Source organism: Megamonas sp. (genome assembly GCF_986095205.1).
The window spans coordinates 1-24,567 of record NZ_CFQVBI010000003.1 but is presented as its reverse complement, the minus strand read 5'-3'; the positions used below and the strand labels follow the sequence as shown (position 1 = coordinate 24,567).

At 36.6% G+C, this 24,567-nt stretch carries 17 protein-coding genes and 1 pseudogene; all 18 read right to left on the bottom strand.

All coding sequences use genetic code 11. The annotated features are described in order from the left end of the window. A complete protein-coding gene (locus AC5LAX_RS00645) occupies positions 1-1,827 on the bottom strand; it encodes a hypothetical protein (protein WP_493263574.1) in 1,827 nt (608 codons plus the stop codon). Then, positions 1,818-6,476 (bottom strand): hypothetical protein, encoded by a 4,659-nt coding sequence (locus AC5LAX_RS00640; RefSeq protein WP_493263573.1) that lies wholly within the window; start codon positions 6,474-6,476, stop codon positions 1,818-1,820. The genes AC5LAX_RS00645 and AC5LAX_RS00640 overlap by 10 nt, the downstream gene beginning before the upstream one ends. Before the next feature lie 68 nt (positions 6,477-6,544). Next, on the bottom strand, positions 6,545-6,865 hold the full coding sequence (locus tag AC5LAX_RS00635) for a hypothetical protein (RefSeq protein WP_493263572.1): 321 nt from the start codon (positions 6,863-6,865) through the stop codon (positions 6,545-6,547). A 7-nt stretch (positions 6,866-6,872) separates the two neighbouring features. Further along, entirely contained in the window at positions 6,873-7,151 is a 279-nt protein-coding gene (locus AC5LAX_RS00630) for a PDDEXK family nuclease (protein ID WP_493263612.1), read from the bottom strand. Positions 7,152-7,217: 66 nt separating this feature from the next. Continuing rightward, positions 7,218-7,421 (bottom strand): annotated as a pseudogene (locus AC5LAX_RS00625) (DUF723 domain-containing protein); the annotation flags it as partial. Further along, positions 7,394-7,597: a DUF723 domain-containing protein gene (locus tag AC5LAX_RS00620; protein ID WP_493263610.1), complete on the bottom strand. Its 204-nt coding sequence runs from the start codon at positions 7,595-7,597 to the stop codon at positions 7,394-7,396. The pseudogene AC5LAX_RS00625 and the gene AC5LAX_RS00620, both read right to left, overlap by 28 nt. A gap of 112 nt (positions 7,598-7,709) precedes the next feature. Continuing rightward, positions 7,710-8,273, bottom strand: coding sequence for a DUF192 domain-containing protein (locus tag AC5LAX_RS00615; RefSeq protein ID WP_493263571.1), 564 nt, complete (start codon positions 8,271-8,273; stop codon positions 7,710-7,712). Next, positions 8,270-9,976 carry a hypothetical protein gene (locus AC5LAX_RS00610; RefSeq protein ID WP_493263570.1) on the bottom strand — a complete coding sequence of 569 codons (1,707 nt, stop codon included), beginning with the start codon at positions 9,974-9,976 and terminating at the stop codon, positions 8,270-8,272. The genes AC5LAX_RS00615 and AC5LAX_RS00610 overlap by 4 nt, the downstream gene beginning before the upstream one ends. Further along, entirely contained in the window at positions 9,969-14,774 is a 4,806-nt protein-coding gene (locus AC5LAX_RS00605; RefSeq protein ID WP_493263569.1) for a hypothetical protein, read from the bottom strand. The genes AC5LAX_RS00610 and AC5LAX_RS00605 overlap by 8 nt, the downstream gene beginning before the upstream one ends. Positions 14,775-14,779: 5 nt before the next feature. Continuing rightward, entirely contained in the window at positions 14,780-18,268 is a 3,489-nt protein-coding gene (locus AC5LAX_RS00600) for a hypothetical protein (protein ID WP_493263568.1), read from the bottom strand. A 2-nt stretch (positions 18,269-18,270) separates the two neighbouring features. Then, positions 18,271-18,627, bottom strand: a complete 357-nt coding sequence (locus AC5LAX_RS00595; RefSeq protein ID WP_493263567.1) for a hypothetical protein — start codon at positions 18,625-18,627, stop codon at positions 18,271-18,273. A gap of 217 nt (positions 18,628-18,844) precedes the next feature. After that, positions 18,845-19,054: a hypothetical protein gene (locus AC5LAX_RS00590; RefSeq protein WP_493263566.1), complete on the bottom strand. Its 210-nt coding sequence runs from the start codon at positions 19,052-19,054 to the stop codon at positions 18,845-18,847. Positions 19,055-19,286: 232 nt separating this feature from the next. Further along, the gene (locus tag AC5LAX_RS00585) at positions 19,287-19,946 is read right to left on the bottom strand and encodes a hypothetical protein (RefSeq protein WP_493263565.1); all 660 of its coding nucleotides are present in this window, start codon (positions 19,944-19,946) and stop codon (positions 19,287-19,289) included. Between the two features lie 29 nt (positions 19,947-19,975). Further along, a complete protein-coding gene (locus AC5LAX_RS00580; protein WP_493263564.1) occupies positions 19,976-20,608 on the bottom strand; it encodes a hypothetical protein in 633 nt (210 codons plus the stop codon). Between the two features lie 109 nt (positions 20,609-20,717). After that, positions 20,718-21,758, bottom strand: a complete 1,041-nt coding sequence (locus tag AC5LAX_RS00575; RefSeq protein WP_493263563.1) for a hypothetical protein — start codon at positions 21,756-21,758, stop codon at positions 20,718-20,720. An 11-nt stretch (positions 21,759-21,769) separates the two neighbouring features. Further along, the gene (locus AC5LAX_RS00570) at positions 21,770-22,726 is read right to left on the bottom strand and encodes a hypothetical protein (protein WP_493263562.1); all 957 of its coding nucleotides are present in this window, start codon (positions 22,724-22,726) and stop codon (positions 21,770-21,772) included. Beyond that, positions 22,716-23,600 (bottom strand): hypothetical protein, encoded by an 885-nt coding sequence (locus tag AC5LAX_RS00565; RefSeq protein ID WP_493263561.1) that lies wholly within the window; start codon positions 23,598-23,600, stop codon positions 22,716-22,718. The genes AC5LAX_RS00570 and AC5LAX_RS00565 overlap by 11 nt, the downstream gene beginning before the upstream one ends. Before the next feature lie 91 nt (positions 23,601-23,691). Beyond that, the coding region (locus AC5LAX_RS00560; protein ID WP_493263560.1) for a hypothetical protein at positions 23,692-24,567 on the bottom strand (876 nt) is incomplete at its 5' end.

The following is a 24,567-nucleotide window of genomic DNA, read 5'->3' as shown; positions in this document are numbered from 1 at the left end:
TCAATTATTTAATATTTTAGATGTACTTGGAGTCATAAATGAGTCTAATTTAGCTGCTCTAGCTGCCCTTCCCTTTAGGATTGTCATATCTCCCCAGTCAGCAGGTACAGTAGGATTCTCGCCAGCGACGTTAAGAGCTAATCCAGCACTCTCTCTTAGTGGCATATAAGCAACTGTTTTATATATGTCATCATAAGGTTTCATTCCAAGTGTTCCTTTAAATAAGTTCTCTATATCATCAGGGTCAACATTAGGCATACTTCTGATATTAGTCATATAACCTTCCCCTGCCCTATCTACATCAATTGCACCTTTCTTGCTGCCAAACCATGGGTCTTCCCCGCTAGCATATACGTTAGTCATTAAGAAAGGACGGAATTTAGATTTGTCCCAAACTAGTCCTCCGTTAGCATCTTGCACCATATATCCTTCTAAGTCGTGCTTCATAAGTATGCTCTGCACTTCATCAGCACTTATATTAGCTCCTCTGGATTCTATTTCTTTTTGAGCTTCAATGAATCTAGGCATAAGTTCAAAGTCTGGAGCTATACTGCCGTTTTGGTCATATGTGTACGGTAGAACTGCTCTTGCAAGTTGAGTTCCGTCATACAGCACCTGCCCAAATTTAGAAGAATCGACTTTCTGATTGCCTAAATGAATGCTATTGCTATCAACAATACCTCCAATTCCAGACATTAATAGTGACTCTAATGAGCCTTTGGCAACTAAGTTACCGTCTTGCCCTTGTGGTGTACCATAAAATACAGCATCTGCTTCCATTTGGTAACCTTGTCCAGGATTAAGTATATATTTACCAGCATCTCCATTCTCTCCCATGTAATAAGACATAATAGGTTTAATCTGCATAGTCTTATTAGATTTAGAGCCAGATGCTCCCTCTGTGGCATTCTTATCATAATCTACTTTAATAGAATAGTCAGAATCAATTCCAGATGAAATCATACCAGCCAGTAATTCATATGCACCTTTAGTAGGGTCCAATCCAGACAATGCAGCCTTACCTCTTAGTAAAGCCTTGGCATTATTAGGCATGGTAGACAGCAAGTAAGTAAGAGCTACTCTAGCCTTCTTTGATTGGTCAGTATTACTTTCTGTAATTTTATACACTCCGTCCTGTCCAGCAGCTAGTAATTCGTCTATTCCCTCCTTTATATCTTTACCTTTCTTAGTTTTAAAGAACTCTTTAGAAGTGCTATCCTTACCTATTTTACCAATGAGGTCCCATACTGTCTTATTAATACTATCCATACTAACCCCATTAGCAATTACAGTTGATATATTATTAGCATACGGTAATTTATTAGCTCGTAGGTCAGCTAGGTCAGCATTAGTAAGAACTCTATCACCTTGCTCTAGAGTTGCTTTAGTAGTAATTCCGTCCTCTCCCATCACATAATATCTACCGTCAGTAGTAATCGCCATTTCACCAAAGGAGCCGTTCTTCTGTGATTCTGCTATAGCATCTTTTAGTTGAGTTTTGCCCTCTCTAAGTCTTGCCATTAGTTGAAGAGTTCTTCTATAAGCTGTGGCAGTTTGATTTGGATTGAATGGGTTGTTCTGACTACTGAATAGATTACCTATCTCTTCTGCTACAGCGTCAGTGTCACTAATAAGTCCTTCCTTATATAAAGCAGTTATTAATGACTTATCTATTCCTCCAATCGTATTCTTATCTGCTTCTGCATTGCTACTCATAGCACCTTCCATATAAGGAGCTGTAGGTTGAGGTTGTGGTACGTTAGTATAGCTAACAAAGGCGGGAATACCCCCGCCCTGTAGCTTCTGTATTTTATTTATTATTTCCATGACATTCCTTTCTTAATTAGTTCAGAAGTTAATGAAGACATATGTTTAATCATATCAGCATGTTGCTTCTTCGCTGCCATTATGTCTTTATGGAATTGCTTATTATCTGCTAGCATTCTTCTGTTGAAATCCTTAGCTCTTTGAATTATAATCCTTTCCTGGGCTGTCAACCTTCCACCCTTAGCATAAGTATATGGGGCATTAGGAGAAGGAGTAGTTCTTTGGAACATCCAAGGCATTCCAACATTGTTTCTAGAATAATTAAGCATATCTGTATTGTACTGTCTTAATAGTTGTTGCTGTTTAGCTGTATCTCCAGCTTGAACTGCTGCATCATATTGTGGCTGCATTGTAGATAGTAACCCTTGTCTATAAGATTCAGCATCGTATTGTTTACGAGCTGCTCTATTCTGTCTGAATTGATTTTCAATGCCAGATAGGTAAGGATTAATAACTTGCTGATAATTAGCTGTAGTCTTAGCAGAATCAATTTGCGCCTTAGCAGCATCAATTTGTAGCATTGAAGCTCTATTTCTATTGGCAACATCGGTTCTTCTAGCCTTAGCAGCATCTGACTCTTGTTGAGCCATCATTCTTGTCTTATAGAACATATCAGCATCAGCCATATCTCCTTGGAATCTTATATCACCAGCCTTATTCTGCGCTTCTAATTCTCCAGCAAGCTGAAGTGATGCATCAGAAGTTCTAGGTCTAGCGGCAAGAGATGTCAAATTAGAAGCTTGCCTATCAGCAGATGCCTTAGCAAAGTAGTTGCCAGTAATAGGTACAGTGTTTTCATATGTATCTATTAGTAATGGTTTTAATCCAGCTTTGTACTGTTCAGCTGCCTTGTTATTAGTTGCCAATCCTCCAACCATTCTACCTAATGCTATCACATCCTCTGGCAACACACTAAAACCTCCTAAACCTTTCTTTTCACCTCCAGCTGCTCCGCGTACAGTACCGTCTCCGGCAGCTTTCTGTGACCTTTTAGCATCTCTAATTTGCTTCTTAGTAGGATTACTACCCATAGCTGGAACTGGAGATTCTAGTTTAGTTGGTTGTGGATTTCCACTAGTAATGCCTGCTGCCTTAGCTTTAGGCATAAAGTTTAGCATTCCAGTATTTAAGTTCTTAATAACATCAATATTATCATTAACTCCAGCTCTAACTTTAGCTAGATTGTCAGCACTAATATTGTTAGTTCCTAAATGTCTTAACCAAGTTTTATCTCCTGCGTAACCATCAGCAACGTACCCTTGTGCATTATTATCAGAACTTCCTCCCCTACCTTTGATTCTTCCAGAGCTTTCTAAGCCAGCTATAGTTCCAGTGTTAATATTAGTATTAGCATTAAAGTCAGTTTGATAGCTAGCCACCTTATCACTGTATGGTAATCTAACCGCTCCAGGTTTGTTTGGACCAAATCCTAAAGTACTATACTCCCTTTGCATATCATTATAATTCCAAGCGTTACTTGGAGTAATCATGCCAAGAGTACTATTATAACCACTACTTCCTAATATATCCTTATTCCAACTTAAGTCGCTAGCAGATGATAAATTTCTAATACCTTTACCTCCTTGATATTTAGGAATTAACACTCCTCCGTTAGCTTTCTTAGTAACTCTGTCATCCTTAGACTTCTTCTTAGTCTTAGGTTTAGATTGCTTCTTAGGAAGTTCTCTTTTAACATGAGCAGTACTACGTTTGGGCGGATTAACTAATTCCCATAAGTATCTAGCATTCTTATCAGTAATTGTATTAGTAGCAGTAGCAGTAATTTCAGTTGGAGTTGGTGGAGTATACACATTCCTTCTAGGAGTCATATCCTCATATCCAAAGTCCTTTCTGTTAATAACAGCTTCATCCCATACTTTATTGTACTCACGTTCAGCTACTGGTTGGAATACTTCTCTGTAAGTCCTTTCCTTATTAGCTCTAGCTGCTCCAGCTAATGGCTGTTTAGGTGAAGGTTGATTAGTAGCCCATGCAGTCAAAGCTTCATTTCTAGCTTTTTGAGCTTCTCTAGCTTCAGCCTGCTTATTAAGTCTTTCATTCCTAATAGCTTCATTACGTCTGTTTCTATTTCCTGTGGCTCTAGTTTGTGCCAGCTTGTTTGGGTCAGTAATGTCTACAACTTGTCTTGACTTACCATCTCCCATGTGAAATACCCTGTTAGACGGAGTTACTTGATTAGGGGCAGGTAATGCTAACAGCTCTGAAGGCTTAGCTTGACCTTTATTAAGATTTCTGTATTTGAAAGAGTTGTACCATTGAGCTGGCTTATCAAGGCCAGGAATAGATATAACTCCAGTTTGCATTCTTTTAACTATTCCTTTCTCTGAATTTGAATAGACTAGAGGCACTTCAATATCACCTTTAGTAGTACTAACTATTTTAGTTTTGTTGAAGTTATATTCTGGTCTTACTACAGAATTGGGCAAACTGGTTATAAACGGATTGTGCCATGAGAAATTAACCTGACGACCTAATCTATCATCACTCTTAGTAATTTTCTGGAAAGCCGCCTGTTGGTCTTTGAGTTTACCATGACTAGCTATCTCGTCCAACTGTGCTCCGGTAACAGTGTATTCTTTACCAGTAGCGCTAGTTATTACATGATTTCCAGTAGCAGCGGCATTTCTAAGTTGTCTAGATTGTATTTGGCGTTTAACTCCTTTACCACCCCCAACTACAACTTTTATTAATTCAGCTAAGTTTCTATAATCATCTACAGAAAGGTCTTTTGGGTTAGTGGCTAGCTTTCTAGCCGATTCTATACCAGGGCCTGTATAGTTTATTGCAGCTGCTGCCGATAATAGTCTTGGAGTCCATTTTATGAGATTTTTGACTACCTTACTGCCTTTAGCCGCTGCGCCTAGTCCGGGAATTAATCCAACTGTATCTAAACCTAAATTCATAGCTAAACGTCCTGCATCTCCCCAGTCAAGACCATCTTGGCCCCAATCAGCTCCAAAATTGGCTAGTGTTCCAGCATAACCTACTACCCCAGCTCCAGGTATCATGGATATTAAATCAGCACCTATAGCCCCAAGCCTTGCATAATCAGAAGCAGTGAATCCAGTATCTGCTGGCTTCCTACTATCATTGACAGCTTGTTGTGGAGATTTACCAGATGCTACAGATTGTTCTACTTTAGCTTCCTTGTCAGCTTGACGTTTAGCGTCTCTCTCCTTAATAGCTTTAAGTATTTCAGCGTTAGCAGCTTCCCTATTAAATCCTATACTTCCTCCCTGTTGGAAATACGAACCTCCCCGCTTTGGTACTCTAGGAGCAACTCTAGGTTTTGAACTATCAGTAGGATTCTCATAATGAGCATAGGCTATCTGTTGCAACGCAGGTATATCTAGCATAGATACTTCCTTGTACTGTTTAGTTTCAGGATTATATGCCATACTAGTATAATTATTGAAATCATATGTAGTGGGCACTGCTACAAAGCCATCGCCTATGTCTGGGAACTGTGACCTCATGACACTTAAGGCAGCATCCATATTATTAACTATATGCTGTCCGTTGTCTGGTCTAAATGAAGTTCTTCCTAATACATTGGTAAAATAATTTGCCATATCTGGTTGACCTTTCAAGTAATCCAGTAAATTGTCAACATTGTAATTAGGATTAACATTACCGAAATGTCCTGACATGGAAGATTTAAACGGATTATTCTTTCTATAATCCTCAAAGTATTTCTTAGTAGCTTCAGTCTTCAGTTCAGCCTTATTAGTATCTATTATTTTTTTCTCCTTATTAGCTTGGTCTCTTAGACCTTTCTCTACATAGGCGTTAATTGCTTCATCTCCTAATATCCCTTTACTTTTGGCATCTGCTATTAAGGACTTCCTGTAAGCATCTATCAAGTTTACATCACTACCTCCTTTAGAGACTTCATCATTTAGATAAGCGCCTAAATCTCCATAGCCCATAGCGGCAGAGAATTTTAGGTCTTCAGGGTCATATTTATTGTCTTCTAGAGCTTTTAATAGATTAGAGCTTCTCTCTATCCAATTCTCTCTAGTTCCGAATACATCTTTGTTATATTCTGCTTCTGGATTATTAATGAAATCATTATGACTAGATTGTATTGCTTGTCTTAGGAATCCTAAGCGGTCTTGTGAATTAAACTTCCTCCATAGACTATCATCCCAGTTTCCTCCCATAGCTATATTAGCTAGTCTTTGTTTAAATGAAATTGGAGCTGCCTTAGTTTGAGGTTTCTCTTCAACCTGTGCCTTATAAGGACTCATACCTTTAATATAGCTTAATGCATAATCACCAACTCTGTTGAATGCATTATTCTCTGTATTCTTAGTACCTAATCCTAGAAATTTCTTGTCATATTTACCAGTACTACTCATTTGCCCAGAAGCATCTGTAAAGGTTCCGTCTCCATTCATAGTCACAGTCCCGGACTTAAGACCCTCTATGAATTGACCAGCAGCCTTTCTGAATTGGTCAGCTTTGTCCCCTTTTAGTCCGTTATTCTGTATATAGGTGTCAATGTTTCTATATAAGCCAGATACTAAATCTGATTTGTTATATTTGTTAACATCTTTCCACTCAAACAGCTCTGGTTCTTGTGAGGACTTGCCACCAGTTTGATACTTTCTTATTGCTTGTGACATATCGTATTATAAACTAAGAAAGGGACATATACTGTTTGATATATGCCCCTTTCTAACTTGTTAAATGATTATCTAACTCTTCTAAGTTTAGAACCATTTCTTGCAAAGGTTGGTTCCTCTTGAGGAGCTTCTCCAGGTCCCATACCTCCCTGTGCTGCCGCCATAAGAGTCTGACATACAGTTAGAGCTGCTTCGCAGTTACCTGTTTGCACTGCCTGTGCTGCCACTTGAAGAATCTGTTCCATAGGATTACCTGCTTGTGCTCCTTCCGGTGCTCCGCCTTCCATTGGTGCTCCTTCAGCAGGTGCGCCTCCTGCTGCGGGGTCTTGTGGTACAGGAGCTGCACCACCTTGTTGCATAAATCTAGCTACTTTACTTTGAATTTTCATAATTATGTTAATTTAAAGATTGAATTGTGTTTATTATCTCTTGCAAGTCATTATTCTTATAGTTATACCTTAAAACATATAACTTACAGTTATTAGCTTTACATTTCTCTAGTTTGTGACTGTCTCTTTCAACAGTTTTATTATATCCAATTACTCCTCCAAACTTAGCCATAGGTTTATAATGCTGCTCTCCATTATATTCTATAGCAATATTATATTTAGGTATGTAGATGTCAAATCTTTGCTTACCTAGCCAATCCGGACTATATTCATATAATATTTCCAAATTTGGAAGCTCGTTACACAACCTGTTATATAGATTATATTGTGACTTATATAAACATTTCGGACATCCTCTGCCTGATAGGTGTGAGTGAGGAGTCTGGTAGAACTCACCATGAATAGGGCATACTATACAGACATTGACTCTATTAGTAACATATGTAACTTTAGAGTAGTCATATTTATAATTATGTACTTTATTAGCTTTCTCTATAAACTTATCAGTACTATTTCTGCATTTCTTTCCTACAAGTGCTCTAGCACATTTGGACATCCATGCCCGTTGAACAAATGAAGCGGTTTAGCTTCAAACTCATGAGAGCATACGTTGCATTTAACTTTAACTTTGGTTTTAGCATCTATATATTTAACTTTAGATATGTCTAATTTATCACCGAATGTGTTTGTCAGCCTAGTTATGACTTCTTCTTGTGTTAAGTACCTACCCATAACATTGTATTTGACTACAAATTTAGTGACTAAATTAGACATATCAAAGCTAACCGTTACTATTGTTATTTACATCAATGTAGATAGTAATTATATTAAAATACTATGGTTACTATTCAGGAGCCTCCACATATTCAGGCTCACGTTCATCTTGCTGTTTTAAATAGGTAAACATCTTCTTCCCGAGTGCCTTATAATCTTTATCTGCCTTAGATTTATCTGCTCTCTTAGCCATACGAATAAGAGTTTTAGTATTCTTTCTACTAAAGACTCTCTCTCCTCCATTTAATTCCATTTGAGTGGAACCATCGGGAGCTATAACCTTCATAGTTGGTACTTCATCATCGTCATCTATGTCAAGCTCATCTCCTTCCTTAATTCCAGAACCTTGATTTACTTCTAATACAAACTGCACATCGTCTTCTTCAGCAATAGTTTCATCGTGCGGTTGTCCCTTATAAACCGATATTACTTCAAAATCTTCGTCAATAAATATTATATCAAGTGGAATGTCAGTATCTTGCATCCAGAAACCAACTGTTTGAGGTTCATCATATATGAACAGCATACCTTCATCTTCAGCAAGCTCTTTCTTGCCTTGCAATCCTTTGGTCTTCTCCTCATCTGTTTGAGCTACCTCTACATTATACTTCTTATCGCCAATTTCTATTCTCATTCTACTACCTCCATTAGACCTGTATTGTCAACAGTGTTATTAATAATTTCATGTGCAAGTAATTTGCCAGCTTCTATAGCCGCGTCATCGCTTCCGTCCTTCATAAGTTCTTCCAGTTTCTTAGTAACTTCTAACCTGAAGATGATTTCATTACGCTCAATTTCAGCATGTTGCTTCAATTTACCACCTTCCTCTTCCGTTACTACAGGTATTCCTTTACTAGTTACTTGTTCATACTCTGGACTAATATCCTCCAAATGATGCTTGTGTGCGTGTAATGCTCCGTCTGGGATTACATTAACTTTACCTCCCTCTGCGAACTTCTTTGGAACATATTTATAATAATCTCCAGACATATCTAAATCATAAGCGTTTCTGAACTTTATTGCTTCTGGGTCTTTAGAATTATACCACTCTAATTCATATTTAAGAGTTGGATGATTCTTAGCCTTCATAAATTCATAGATACCTGTTTTAGGATTTAGATAGACAGAGTTTAGGTGATTCTTCCCATTCCTTAAATCTTCTACACTAGATGTTCTCCAGGCCTCTAATTCCTCCTTAGGAGCTAACTCAAAGGCCCTTCTAAGATTATATGAAGTAGTATCGTTTCTATCAGAAGGAACAGTTTCATACCAAGACTCAAATGTTATCTTAGGAGCCGCTCCTGTAATTCCGTCTACCTTACCTCCCTTTTGAAGCTTATTAACTTCTCTAGCTTTATTAAGAACTTCTCTAGCCCATTGTGATTCAGCATCTAGTATCTTCATTCCGTTTCTACCAACTGCCATATTTCTATAACCTCCACTAAGTGCTAGTTCGTTTCTAAGACCAATTCCACTATAATTAGAAGCTGCAAATGCATCTTGTGCTTCTTGATTAATATCAGATACCAAATTCTGCTGCCGTTTAGCTTCTGCTATTTGTGCATTAGCTTTACGTCTAGCCTTACCACTGAAGGCTCCGTACTTCTTACCACTTTTGGTGAGAGCATCATCTACCTTAGCCATTGAACCTCCATAAGCTGAACCTTGCTGTTCCCAGGTTTCGTTATCTTTATAAATAGTATCAGCCTTCTTAGCTCCGAAAGCATTTACTAACCCCATTGGAGTTAACTTCATAAATTTACTATCAAGAATCTTATCAGTAGTAGTCATTTGGTCGGTTCCTACTCCTAAAGCTGTAAGTCCATCTGACAACATACCACCAATCTTCATTGCCCCTCCAACGATAGTTCCTACTCCAGGTACACTAGAAATCATATTAGCTGCTGCATCATATCCCTGATTTAAGCCAGTAGTAAGTGCTGATTGCTCCTTCTTCGGAATAAAACTGCCAATCATATCAGCATAGCCTCCTGCCTTAGACATGGTGTTACCGATATTTGCTTTACTAAACAGCCCTCCACCAGGTTTAACAGTACTTCCAGCAGTTCCAGTTGCCATATTAGCAGCTGATTTAGATAATCCATTGACAGCTTTATTAGTATTAGCATTCATTAGTAATGCCTTAGAAGCCATGTCACCACTAGCCGCACCAGCTTGTAATAAAGGATTATTGGCGGGAGAGAATTTATCGAAGTTAGCGGATTGTAATCCAGTCATTGCTGTATAGAGGTCGCTACTAGACTGTAGGGGAGTTATACTCCCCATACCTTGTCTTAATAGCGAATTTCCCCATTGGAATTTCATAATTTTACGCATAACTTATTGTATATAATGTCTTTAATGCTGTTATTATTGCTAACTCTTCGCCAGTATATCTTACTCTAATCTTGATGTATTTGTCTCTAAGTCTTGCTTCCTTCCTACCACTCCACCAATCAGATGTGTCTATATCTTCAGGTCCATATCCTAAGTCTATTAAATCTTGAGGCATATAGTCTTCCACAGGAGTTTCTGAAGTTATATCAAATCCTTTTAAGTCGTTTGGTATAGGAGAATTACCTACAGAGATAGGAACCTTATCTATAGTTTCCTTAGTAAGTTTTGCTGTATTCCATGCTGGCTCGTTTCGCTGTACAAAGATAATAGGATTAATTTGAATATTCCAAACATCTCCTTGATAATTCATGTTTCCTCTTAATCTTCCAATTCTTGGGTCTTTAATATCAGCAGCCTTAGCATGAGTCCAGACTCTAAACTCATCTAGCTTCTCATTATAAACTATTTCAGAACCTGATAGATTAACATAATCCTTATTAGGAGCAGTCTTACCTTTGTAGTAATCCTCAATCTCATTAAATGTATCTACTCTAGCATAGTATAATGGGAACATTGTAGATTTCACTTTCTGTCCAGTGGGTTTCCAGTTTCTAAGAATGTCTCTTTGCTTACCTCTTAGGTCTAAGAAATTCCTGTTGTACAGTATATCAGAACCATTATATTGATAGAAGTCCTTAGTAGCTTCTTGTCTTATATACATGTTCTTCTTGTCCTCATGGAACTCATAACTTTCACCTACTACTTCATAATGGAATGAGTCCGGAACAGCCTTGTTACTTACAATTTGTAAATTCTCGAATATCTTGTGCGTAGCTGGGTTGTCAACTACTACAAATTCATACTCAAATGGATGCTGCTTACCATACCAATAACATGGTTTAATCTTGTCCTTAATATCAATGATTCCAGACTGACCATGTTTCCAGAAGTCTGTTGTTAAGTTAGGCAGCTTTTTATCATCTTCGGTAAGTCCAGGATTGTTCACTACTCTATCAGAAGTAATAGCGACTACAGACTGATAATAACCATAATTGGTAGTGGAGTAACTATTCCATCCATTAATATACTGTTTTATATTATTATCTGTTCCAGAGTATCTATCTATTACTATACTTACTTTAATATTAAGCAACCACACAGGCTTAGAAGTTAATTCGTCATAAGTACCTAAATAAGTTAATATTCCATCCTCAGAAACACTGAACTGTTCACAATTCTTAAAGTTGTCTCTTTCTAGGCTGTACCTGTAGTAAACTGCTGGTAAACCTGTGTTGTATTCATTCGGAATTGGTCTATTAACAAGACTCAATTTGGTAGATTTCATATTTTCAGTAAATACAACAGAGTCAGCCACAATTCCATCAGCACTGGTTGAATTTATATTAGATAGTGCTAATTTACTTATCCATTTAGAGGTATCTCTATTAAAGCTAAAATGAATGTTGTCAATGTTAGCTGAATAGGAAGGAATCCAAGAGTAAAATGTTACAAACTTCTGCATAACCTCATTATAACAGATGTTCCAAGCCTTCTCTTCAAATCCATATAAATTATCATAGAAAGTGAACATAACATCTTGTTTGAATGCATTATAATGACCCTTAACGTTTCTAACACCTATAATAGGTGTCATTTCCCTTTCACTTAGTGTAATATTCTCATTTAAGAACTCCTGTATCTTAAAATCAGATATAATTTCAAACTGGTCTCCATTAGTTCTCCAAATCTTCTTTCCAACTGTGTCCACTCCATAAACGAAATACGGGGTCTGTACGACACTTTCCGGCCACTGAGTACCATAGGTATCCGACAGCATCTTTGGATTCTCTGGGAGTACGTTAGAGGTGTTAATGAAGACATTTCCGCCTGAACCTTCACCTGCTACGGCACGTTCATTAACTGGAATTAACGCTATACCGTGTTCGAATATACAGAGGATATTACCAAACAGCTCAACTAGTTTCATAATTCCTCCATATATTCTAGGATAGTCTCTATAGTGAGTAAACTGAAATACTCTATATCCATTCTTGAAGGCATCTGTAATTGCTAGGTCAGAATAAGCTATTCTAGTATCAAATCTGTTCTTTATATAGGGAACATCTGGTAATGTAAAGAAGTTCTTATCGCTAGTTGTACTACTCAATCCACTGTTAATGATAGATGCCTCAGGTATTTTATAATTTCCAGATGTACTCATTTCTTGTAATGGATAGAACCCTCTCTTTAATCCGGTCAAGCCTTCCTCGGTAGGATAACTTGGGTCTAGAGACCTAAGAGATAAATTAACAGAAGAGCATAATTTAAATGTAATCCAACTGCCTAATTGAACCGCATTTATATCTCCTCTGTTTATATCTGCTAACTTCTCCGTATTCTCTACATCATAATTGTCCTTCCAAGTATTTTCATCCACAATTTCGTCATTTATAGGAGCAGACGGGTCTTGGAAATTTCTATTTAGTCTGTGAGTGTAATTGCATATATAGCAATCTCCCCTGTAGCATACTGTAGAATAAGCATGTATGTCACTTTGCTCTACTACGTCATAAGTCTCGCTTACTGTATCAAAACCAACTCTGTCTGATATGGCGTAATAAGGGGAGACGTCCTCATATCTTATCCTAAAGTAGTCAGACATGTTACCTATGGAATAACCAGGAATGTATATATTGATTATTCGCCCTACACTAGGAGTCCCCACTATTCCAATATATGATGAATATGAACCCCTGACTAGATTGGTTGCCTCATTATTTTTGTTCTCTATGCCTAAGTATCTAAATTTATATCCCTCCTCTGCTTCTCCAGCTCTAGCTCTGAAAGAATAGTCTTCTATAGCTATTATGGGAGTATTATCAGGTATTCCGACTATTTTAGCATCCATCTCCTTTACAGAAGTATTATAAGTATAAGCATCAACATAATAACTTCTAGATTCGTAGGTACTCCTGGTTAATCCGGCACTAGCTGGGATTACTCTACTTTCTTTAATAGGAAATGATGTTCCCGTGAACAAGGTGTTAAAATAGGATTGTTTTAAACTATATTCAGGACATATTCCAGCTCTAGACCACGTTGTATTCTCATTGTAACCTTCTAACGTATACAACCTACTTAAATAGCTACTGTTTATGCCCTTGTTATTATCTAAGAATCTTTCTGCCACCACTGAATATTGAGGATTACTGTTTACGTTTAACACATTGATTCCAGGAACTTCTGCTTTGGCTATCAAGGGTAATACATATGCTTGAGCTAATATAGTAGGTATTCTCTTTTGTCTAACTATAAAGAATCCTCGTACCTTACCTTTTAAATAGTTGACTACATCTATTGGTATAAACATTCCTAAGCCGTAAACTTTATGGGACCCAGTACTAAGATTAGAATTTATTCTAATCACTCCCTTACTATTCTCTATATATCTAGAATCCTCAAGTTCGTAAGTAGATTCATCTACTTCTAAGTATTGACGTTCCCCAGAATCATCTAATATAGAATAGTTTGATAAGGAGTACTTATCAAATAAAGTATTCATGTCTGGTAATCCGTTTATGCCTCGAATATTAAACACAGGAGACAATGAGCCATCAAACATTATATATACTATTCCAAGTCTGTATATCTCTTCATCCCAATAGCCTAAATGGTAGTAAATATTCTTAGTATTATAATATTCAAATGCAGTAATGGAATCAGAAACATCTCCATATTGAGGGGACACTTCACCTATAAGAGAATGGGCATCAGAAACTTCTAGATAAGGCAATATTCTAAGACTTATATCAGACAAGTCGGAGTATAGCATATCTGGTTTATTATAATTACCTAGAAATAGCATATTCTGGCAAGCCGCTTGTGCCTTAGCTTTGTCTGCTATTAAATACTGCATATTAATTTCAGACAATGGTATATCTTGTCCAGCTTCATTACCCGTTATTATTAAATTACAGGTGCGATTCTTGACAGGATACTTCTTAGAAATTCTAAATGCAGTAGTAATCTCATTACCGTCTACATCGGATGTAGACCTAGTATAATAGACTTTTATATAGTCATAACTATCATCTACATCAGATATTAACAAACTTATGGATTTGTTGGCAATCATATCCCTAAGTCCTCCGTTTATAGAGAAAGGGTCCCTATCCAACCCTTGGAAACATGATATTATTCCGGACTCAGCAACGAAGTCTGTTTCGTTATCATCTGCGTCTGCATATTTGAGATAGACTACATAATTACCAACTTTCAAATTACCATATGGAAGAACCTCGTTAAACGTTAAAGAAGGTATGTTATTTACTCTTTTATAAAGTGATGTATCTAAATCAAATTGAGAATCGTCATACAAATTGGTATCATTGTTACCAATTCTATCTACAATTTCGTATGTGTTGTTTTGTAGCACAGAGAATCTAGTGTTGATTAGTCTTGGTATATTCTTGTTATCATTTAATATAAGATTTACAGAACCGTCATATGACTCTTGTGCAATAATATCTACAGGGTGGTTTAAGCTGAATTGAAGTGATTCAGTATCTAAATCTAATATACTTCCACCTTCCACAACAACATCGTTCGGATTGAATCCATCCTGACCAGATACTTTACCCTTACTATCAGTATCTCTGGTTATTCTATAATTATGTAGAGGATTATATTCATAGACTATGTTGCCCTCAGGTTTTATTTGCCCTAGGAAGTATGAGAAAGCTAAAGTATCGAAGTTCAAGGAGTAATTATTAAATAATCCGTTCTCTAAAGTAGTCATAATATTTAGCTTAATGTGCCCCAGTTGTTACCACTACCTTTGTCTAGCTCTATCTCTACAACAGGGAAGCCTGCAAAATGCACGGATATATCACCGTCTCCTAAACTATCCCTATACACTGCAAAGTCCTTAGTGGTGGCAGACGTAGAATTTACTAACAAAGTTCCATCTTTTAATTTCAGGTTTCTGACTTTAGCCGCTCCTGTAGTTGACTGTTCTATTGGAATTATCCTGTCTACAGCTTCACCGTAGTAGATACGTCCTCCTATAAATGGATTACCAGTTCCGTCCAAAATAAAGAAAGTGTCGTCTCTGCTTAGAACCCCTACATTAGAGCTAACACTATCAGATTTAGCATTCTTATCCAATTCAGCATACACACTCTCCATACTTAGGGCTGTCATTGGCGTGGATAATGTGTAAGGAATAGTAGATTCATAAGTGGTCCCATCCACTTTATTATACCCAGAATCTGATTTTACATAAAATGTCATTAGATTTATATAGCTTTCCTTATCCTCTATTTTGAACAAATCTAGGAAGTCACTTATAGACGTTGTATTAACATCGTTACCATTAACCTGCAACAAAGATTTAGTACTTATGTTCCTTTTGCATGAAACGTCGTAAGCTAGAGTTATTTTAACGTCTGGATTATATAAATAATCATTTGGATTATAAATCCAGTAACTTTGCACAGTAGAATCACTGGTTTGGATGTAAACATCTCTAAACGTTTCATATACTATATTCGCCATTTCATTATTAATAAACAAACTGTCGCCGCCACTCTCTCCTGGATTTCTATATGCAAAGTCTTTAACCCAAGCATAAGTCGTACCAGTGTACCATAGAAGCATTTGGAATGAGCCTAATGATTTATCACTGACTAATCCCCCAACATGTGTAGCATCTTGACTCCCTGGATATTTGTAACCCTTATTGTTAAATTCACTGATAGTTCCAAATATTACACATGGTGGATACCTTTTAAAAGCGGACCATACTGCCCCCATAAAATTATCCCAATAGTTTCTGAAGTCTTGACGTGTACCACTATTTTTGTCAGTGTATATTTGTGAATTAATAGAACTAGGTTCTCCAGTAGGAGAGTGTCTATTAATTGTGTCTAGGTATATTCTTCTACGTTTGTTTTTACTATATACATGAACTCCAAATTCTGAACTACTGTAATAAGCTCCAGTACTCTTCTTATTCATGTTGGTCCCAAATACTTGACTCATGTCACTTACAAAGGATTTATAGATATTAGAATAGGTTATGGGTTTAGGAGTAGGGTCTTTAGCGGCTACTAATTCAGAAATAACAGCTCCATTAACTCCAATCTTATCTCCCTCAACTTCTATAGAATACTTATGACTATTATAATCAGGTCGTGCTTCAACTAATGGCAATCGTTCAAAATCAGAATCTACTATATAATCATCAGGCTTAGCTCCATTGCCTTCCAGAAAGTAGTCCTCATGTGTAGTCCTGGCTTCATCAGAATCTACTAAATATTTAGTATCAATTGATGATACATTCAACTCGAATGGATATTTAGCCTCTGTTGCTATCTTATGGCTTTCTATCATAGTATACGAATAGTTATACAGAGTCACTGCTTTTACATCAAACTCACTTAGAGGTCTATTGGACAACGGAAATAAATCTGCACCATCTTTTACTAATGCTCCTACTTTCCTGGTATACGTATTACTGTAGGTAGTATCTAATTGTAATGAATTGTACTTTTTAATTAAAGTATCATCAAATCTGTTATAGTCTAGCTGTGTATTATCTATGTAAGCTTCATTGTACAAAGGAGAAGCTACGAGCCATCTAAATTCGGAGTCTGGGTCCACTTCTGTAATATTCCCTTTTGTTATAGTCTTTTGTATCTCAACCAAATAGATGTTATTAGGCTCTAAAACATCCCCGAATCTTAGAACCTCTGTAAATACTCCGTTATAATTCCTTTTAGCTGGCACAACATACTCGGATGTAGGCATATCTGGTCTGCCGTCTGGAAATCTATAAAATTTAAACTTAATTTCATTTATAGAGGTGCCTTCCACTAAATAAGCTTCCAGTCCCCAAGTCAATATAATTGACATATCATTGTAGTAATACCTCCAGGTATTTAGCTGAATTATACCGGAGCCTATCTTGGATAAATCCATAGCCCCATTGATGCTTAATCCTTGAAGCCTACTATATGTCATACATGGAGTAACAGTATAGCTTATTAAATTCCCAGTTACGTCACTTAAGTTAACCTGAACTGCTTGTTCTCTGGTATATTGCTTTGATTCTAGGCTGTAAACTGGAGCTTTGTCTGAGTTATCAAAGTTAACGTGGCCTTGAAGAGTAGCCTTGCTAGAATCAATCATAAAGAACTCACATCCCTGAATTACATTTTGATTAGAACCGAAATCTTTTGCCTCTCCGTAGTATGAATTATAATACTCTATAACCTCATCATAATTATATGGCTTATTGTCCTCATAATACCCATCTGGACAATTATACTTGTATGTTAAATCATATATTAGTGTATACTTGGAACCGGAGGGCATAACTATGCCAGATTGATTAGGAACTTCATATTCAATATTCATATCCGTTTCTTCAGGTCTTACATATCCAGTCACCGCTACATCTATTGAATCTATAGTATTCAAGGTAGCTATTAAAGTTAAAGAGCCTGATAACTTGTTATTGTATACATTTGCTGGATACGCCTTTCTATATTCATCCACATTAGATGAGTAATCCTCTGCCACAGTTTGTATATAATATCCCGCATTAGTTTTATAAAGTGGGGCGTCACTTTCGCTGAATACTATAGTTTTATTATCCTCATCAAATCTCTTTAATTGTTCTGTAATATCCCTAAGATATCCATTAGAATCACTTACAGCAAGAGTTAAAGTCATCAATTTGTTTTTAGGAGAATCGGGCTTGTTACTTGATGTATTAAAGCAATTTGATAGGTATGTCCTAAGTATTTTAGTGTCTATTTGACTCCCCTTAGATGCATCTAGCATAATAGTAAATTTGTCTCCTGACCTTATAATTGTGCCTTCAGGGAATATGTTTATTTTAGATACAAAAGTGTCTAAAATTCCATTAGACAGCGCTCCAAATGAACTGGGAGTAAGCACACTCTGTGCCCCTTGAATTTCGTTACTACTAATACTACGCTCTGGAGACGGGAATGAGCCAATCTGACCCTTATTAGTAAGAGGATTATATGACGCAACATATATTATTCCTCCATATTCTTTAATTCCAACTGGAACATAGCCTGAAGGTAAATAAGCAGTTTCGACTCTACCATTACCCATATCATTCTGAAGCACAAATTCATTACCATTATAAGTAACCATAGTAGCATTCAGAGCACTTGTAAGTACATTGTTAGGAGTGGTTAATGGATTTAGGTCCATTATTATTCCTTCTCCAAAGGTATTTGTTGCTTCTTGTTTCATTGTTATAAATATTCATAATTGTCGTTACTTACTAAGATGTCTTCAAACTTAGCATTTCTATCTCTTGTGAACGCTATCTCTGGATACTCACATTTAAGTACTTCTTTCTTATAGGAGAATCCTAAATCTACAAGTCCTTTGAATTTTATAATACAAGGACTGCCAGAGAATGATAGTTTACATTCGTCTAGAATCTTAAATACCTTCTTATTATTAAAGGTATAATATTTCCTCTTCCTGCCTTTCTTATTAAAAGATTCTAGTAATTCTTCATATTCTTCATTGGTTAAGGCTACATAGTAATACCCGTCCCATTGAATCTTCTTTCTAGTATACATCACTCTCAACTTGTTCTGCATCTTTCTCCTGTAATATCTAAAATGCTTAATAGGATTCTTAGTTAACTCCCCTATATATAACCAATATTTATATTTATGGCTATTAAGGATTGTATCTCCTCCTCTTTGATTTAAGAAGTATATTTGTCTCCAGCCATATCTAACAATAATTTCTATGTCATGCTTACTAAGATATGGAAATTCCTTCATTATTTCGTCTGTATAATCAGTAAACTTCTTAGTAGTATTGCATTCCATTGTTAGTATTCTCTGTGATTACGTTCTTATTAACAGGGTCTAGATAAGCCATCTTCTCCCTTTGTATCTCTTGATTCTTGTAAGTTAATACCATTCTATATCCGCAGAAATCAGAAGCTAGAAAGTCTACATCTTTCCACTTACCAAATCGTCTAGCTTCGGTAAATTCATTACCAGAAACTCTCTTCATGTATAACCAGGCATTCCTTCCCAAAGTTGGAAGCTCAAATCTATTGTTTCTATGTATAATATCATCAATTACTAGCTTAACTGCGTATTTAAACACTTGCTTAGCAATTACTTCTTTATGTCTATTACCTATTAATTCCTCACATGTCTTACTGTCCAAGTCAAGTCTGCTGGTATCAAAACCAGCAAACATGTCATGGATGTTAAAGGCATATCCTAAAGCATAATTCATATCATTTTAAGGGCTTATATGACTTATTAAATATCTTTCTATTCCAACTAGTTTTAGCATCTAAGATTTCATTCATGTCATTTTGACTTAAATGAATTGAAACTCTGGCTGCATCACATAGTTTCAACCACCTCTGTTCCAATAATTGTGCTTCCTGTAACATATTCTGGTTGTGATTCTTCCAACCTTCTTTAAATCTCTTAGTGCAAGCACAGTAACATGCAATGGCGTCTTTCTCTTTATAATTGATTTCAGGTAATCCGTCCTCATCTACCAGAATGCCCTTATAGAGAATGTTTACCTGTCCATAATTCTTCTCAAAGTACAAAGTATCACCCACTCTTTCAAATTTGGCATACTTGCCACTTATATAGAGAGGGTCACTATAAAGCTTTCTTGATTCTATATAGTTTTCAGTAAACTGTGAAGAGTAATCTCCGTTTACTGTGTCATTCGTAACATAATTCCACTCTTCAAAGCCATAAGTGACTGCTTCAATTATGTCACAGTTGCAAGGTAAATCCACTGTGTTGTCAGGGCATTGAATATCAGTAACATACCTGTATAATCTAGTTCTCCTGTTACCTATCTTATGCCAGGCAATCAGTCCAATTTCTTCGAACTCTTCAGGAGACAATTCTGTTCCATAGAGCAGATTCATTTGATAATAAGCTGAATTAAAATTCTCCATTATTTAGGTACTTGGTCATTAGGTAAAACAGGAGCTGCGAGCTGCCTATAATAACGAATCTTCTTTTCAGTTAGTCTCTTCTTAATTTCAGCATCAATGAATGTCATATTATTAATATCAACAGGGGCACAGCATCCGAACCAATCTAATTGTCTAGGGTCTTTTAATATTGCCACTACTGTTACTTTCTTTAATAATGGAGCATTAAATACAAAGCAATCGTACATATTGTTCTCGTTAGGAGTTATATCAATCCACACGTATGGTTTATTCTTTCCTCTTACTCTATATTTATGATACTTCATTACGATAGGATTAGTATAATATATAAATGGATTACTCATATCAGTAGCTCCTATATATTCTATACCGTCTTCTCCGAACTCTGTAAGAAGTTGAGGAATTTCAAAATGAGCAGTTAATGTGTCACAGGGACTAGCATTACATCTACACCTTTCAATATTCTTGCAGTCAACTTCTATACAAGGTATAGTCATCAGTAAGTCCTTCTTAGGAACTAATCCTTTAATAAAATATTCCTTAATAATTTGAAGTCTTTCATCAACGCAATCATCCTCTAACTGTTCTAATGACATTGTTGGAGTGGAGCTATAACCTCTAAGACCACTCATTATGTCATTATATATGGCTGACGATAATTTCTCGTAATATCCCATATGATTATAATAAATAAAGGCGAAGGCGTATGACGCCCCCGCCTTCAATTACTGTTTTAAGTTGTTACGCTTTTGGCTCAAATTTAGCATCTGCTTCTGTTTTAGTATAAACATCAGCAACGTTAGCCTTGCCAGTCTTCAATTTAGCAATTTCAGCTGCATTAGCACTACTAGCTTCTAGAGCTTGTTGTGCAGTTTCACCTGGAGTAACTTCTTGACCGATAGTACCTATCTTAGCAAGAGCTGCTTCAAAATCAGCTGCCAAATCTTGTTTAACATAGAATACATGAGTCGTAAGTGACCTTGTAACTTCTCCTACAGCATCTCCGCCCATAATGCCTCTATTAACGCAATAGTTAATAATATACTCATTATACTTAGCTCCTGGAACAGGAAGCTCTTCTTCGTTAATACCAGCAAAGCGTCTAGCTTCCATAGTCGGAAGTCTTAGGTCTTTAAGAATCATCCAGTAAGTACCGAATCCTTCTTTAGATTTCACAATAGTGTTTTGTCCATCGTAGTCTGGGTCGTCAGCTGGAAGTGCTGTTGCAATTGTTTCAAACTCTCCACCAACTAAAGCAGTGTTCAAGTCTGGATTGAATTTCTGAATTTCAGCTTTAGTAAATAGTTGATATTCATCCATTCCTTCAATAACAAGGTTGTTACCATTTGCACTAGCTTTAATCCAGTGGTCTCCATAGATAGTCTGAATCTTCTCAATTACTCTAGCCGCTTCTTTAGCAACATCTGCTGCTGTAGCACTTGCATTCTTAATTGCAAATTCATACATCAAAGGTTTACCTTTGAATACGAAGTCATTTGAGTAATAAGAGTTCTGGCTTCCAGATAGTCTGATGTAAAGAGCAACTCTATAATTACCTACACCTTGATTGCTCATAGTGAAAGTAACTTTACCAAGTACTGGGTCTGATGCTTCTTTCTTATAGATTGCTACTACGTTTGGTTTGAGGAATTTGTTAACTCTTTTAAATTCGAAGCTACCTACAACTCCACTACCAGTGTCTTCAGCCTGTGCTGACCATTTTGGTTTGCCACTAGAATCTAAATTAGAATTTACGATTAATGTGTTTGTCCACTTAAACATAATTTAAATAATTATTTGGTTTGTGTCTGTTGCTGAGCTGGATTTGCAACTGACGTTGATATCGGAATATGTGTTTGTAATCTAGGATTACCTTCGTTCTCCAAGATTATATGTACCAGCTCATTAATAATCTCGTGACACACGTAATCAGGAAATTCCATAATTTGGGATGTGTCTTCTGTCATATCCATCTGTTCTTGTGTCAATCGTATAGTTTGTGGAGCTTTCAGGTAGTCCACATATACTTTCTTTAACTCAAATAGAGTATGGTCCTTCCCGTACCGTATCTCCATTCTAACAGTAGAAGGATTACCGAAACGAATCTGTCCTTCTCTTTCTACTGTGGTAACAGCATTACCACCAATAGAAATTGTTTTTGGCAATCCACCAGCTACTTCTGTAGCATTAGTATCAGCATCTGTCTTAGCAGAACTAATATCGGTACCATGTGGATTATTAACAGCATCATACGGGTTAGTAGGATTGCTAGTATTTATGTCAACATTGTGTATGTAGAAATAAGGACGTTTATAACTAGGTCTCATATAGATATTCTGAATGATTTGAGACCATGCATCAGATGTTAAACGGCTAGCTCCGACTTGAACTCTGGAGCCAGCGTTATAACATTTGAAAGTCTTCTTTAGTTCAAAATCACATACACAATTAAGTAAATGTAAGTAATCACTAGGTAATTTCACTTCATACGTCGCGCCATATAGTGAATCAAGACCTTCTGTGTCTCCGTAAGCGGACGTAGCAAGTGTTACAGGAAGGGCTATTGTAGCTTTTAGAACCCTAATGTCGTCAGTAGTCTGTTGGTTAATATCATATATATTATATCTCTTATTAATATATTGATATATAGCCTTATTAAAGAAGTAGTTAAAATCCTCTAATAATAGAGTCATAGACTGTACTTTATTTACTTCAGTAGCGGTTCCTTCATAAACCTGTCTAGCAGTCATTATTTATATATTTACCAGTTGAAGATGACTTCTTAGTCTCTCCATCTTTTATTTTGTTAGTAAAATCAGGCTCTGGTTGTTCATACAGTTCCGGATATGTGTCCCTCTTAATTAGTTCAAGAGTTCTTCTATTCTGTGGACTCTTCATCCAAGTAATAACTGCATCATCACTTGCGCCCAATGGTATTTGATTCTCGCTATATAGATATACTTTATTCTTAACGTATATTACACGTTTGTCTTTAGCATCAATAAACAGAAGTCTAAGTGCAATGTCATCACCAGTATATAGATTAATAATCTTCTCTGGGTCCTTAGACGCAATGTTCATCAAGAAGTCTTCTACGTCGGCATCAGGGGCATTACGCATGTTACGTCCAAGCAATTTAGCCATTTTAAATCTACCAGCAGCACCTTGTGGGTCTTTAATGATATACTCTTCAGCATCATGGATAAGACGTCTCTTATTAACACGCTTATTAGTCTCATAACCAGGTCTTTCAACGTAAAGTTCAGCTCCTCCGTATCTTTTAGAGTCACCGTCAATCACTAAATTGCCATTCTTGTCACGTTGGTCACGAGACATAGCAATCATAGGACAGTGTTGAATAGAATACCATTCAGCTGCTTGCCAAGGGTCATTAAGGTCAAATGTTTTACCGTCTTCAATAATAAATACACGGTTCTCTGCAATCAAGCATTTACCTTTATCTTCTTCTCCTCTTAATAGCATATCACCTTTACTATCTACTGGTCTTACACAGTCAGGATATCTACCTGTCTGTGGGTCTCTAACTGGATTAAGGAAGTACTTTTGTCCTACTTTACCGAATACACTTCTTAAGACAATTATGTTGTCTGTTTCATTAGCCATATTATTTCAATCATTTACTTAATATAAATTACTATCTTGTAAAATAATGTGAGGAAGGTCTATGCCTTCCCCACAATATCTACTTATTTAATTACACTTCTTTCATAATAAAGCTTCTGTATGGTGAGAATACACCAACACCAGAATAACCCCAGTTGATTAGTTTAGAAGCTGCTACAGGGCTAGAAACTACACCTGAGCTTAGACCATCAAGTCCACCAACACCTGGATATTTATTAGAGATGAAGTCACCACCTTTAAGAGTGAACATTTGAATAGCTGGTTCTCCACTTACTTTGTCAGCAGTCAAGTCTAACATTAGCATGAAGCCCTTGTCGCTACCCCATTCACGAGAGAATGTACGGTCAACCTTGAATGAAATTGTGTTACCACCGATTTCATAAGATTGGAATGTAGCACCAACGTCAACATAGCCGTTAGCTTTCTTAGACCACAGATAAGTTCCGCAAGTTTTGAATCTTGCAAGCCATTCTGATAGACAAGTTTGTACGTCTTGCCAAGCTTTCTCATTGCAAATAAGTACATATTTGTTACCAGTTGGATTCTCACTCTTTTCATTCATCATAGCGATAGCAGTAGTGAATGCTTCCACAGTAAGCTTATTATATGCATATTTAGATGCAAATCTTTCTACTTGTGGGATGATACCATCACCAATGTAGATAGGACGACCAGTGTCAGGGTCGAACAGTGTCGGTTTACCATTCTTGTCAACGTTAGTTTTGTTGAACAGCAAACCGTTGTTTCTTACATATAGGAAGTTCTTCAGCAAGTTAGATTGAGTCTTATCCATGCGGTACATAGTTTCAGACATCTGACCATTACCTTTACCTTCACCTATTTTAATAAGAACGTCTTCTTGTGCAGCATACAGAGCTGTATAACTGTCATCACATCTGTGAGTAGTAATATAACCTCTGTGTCTTTCAATGTTAGATTGATATTT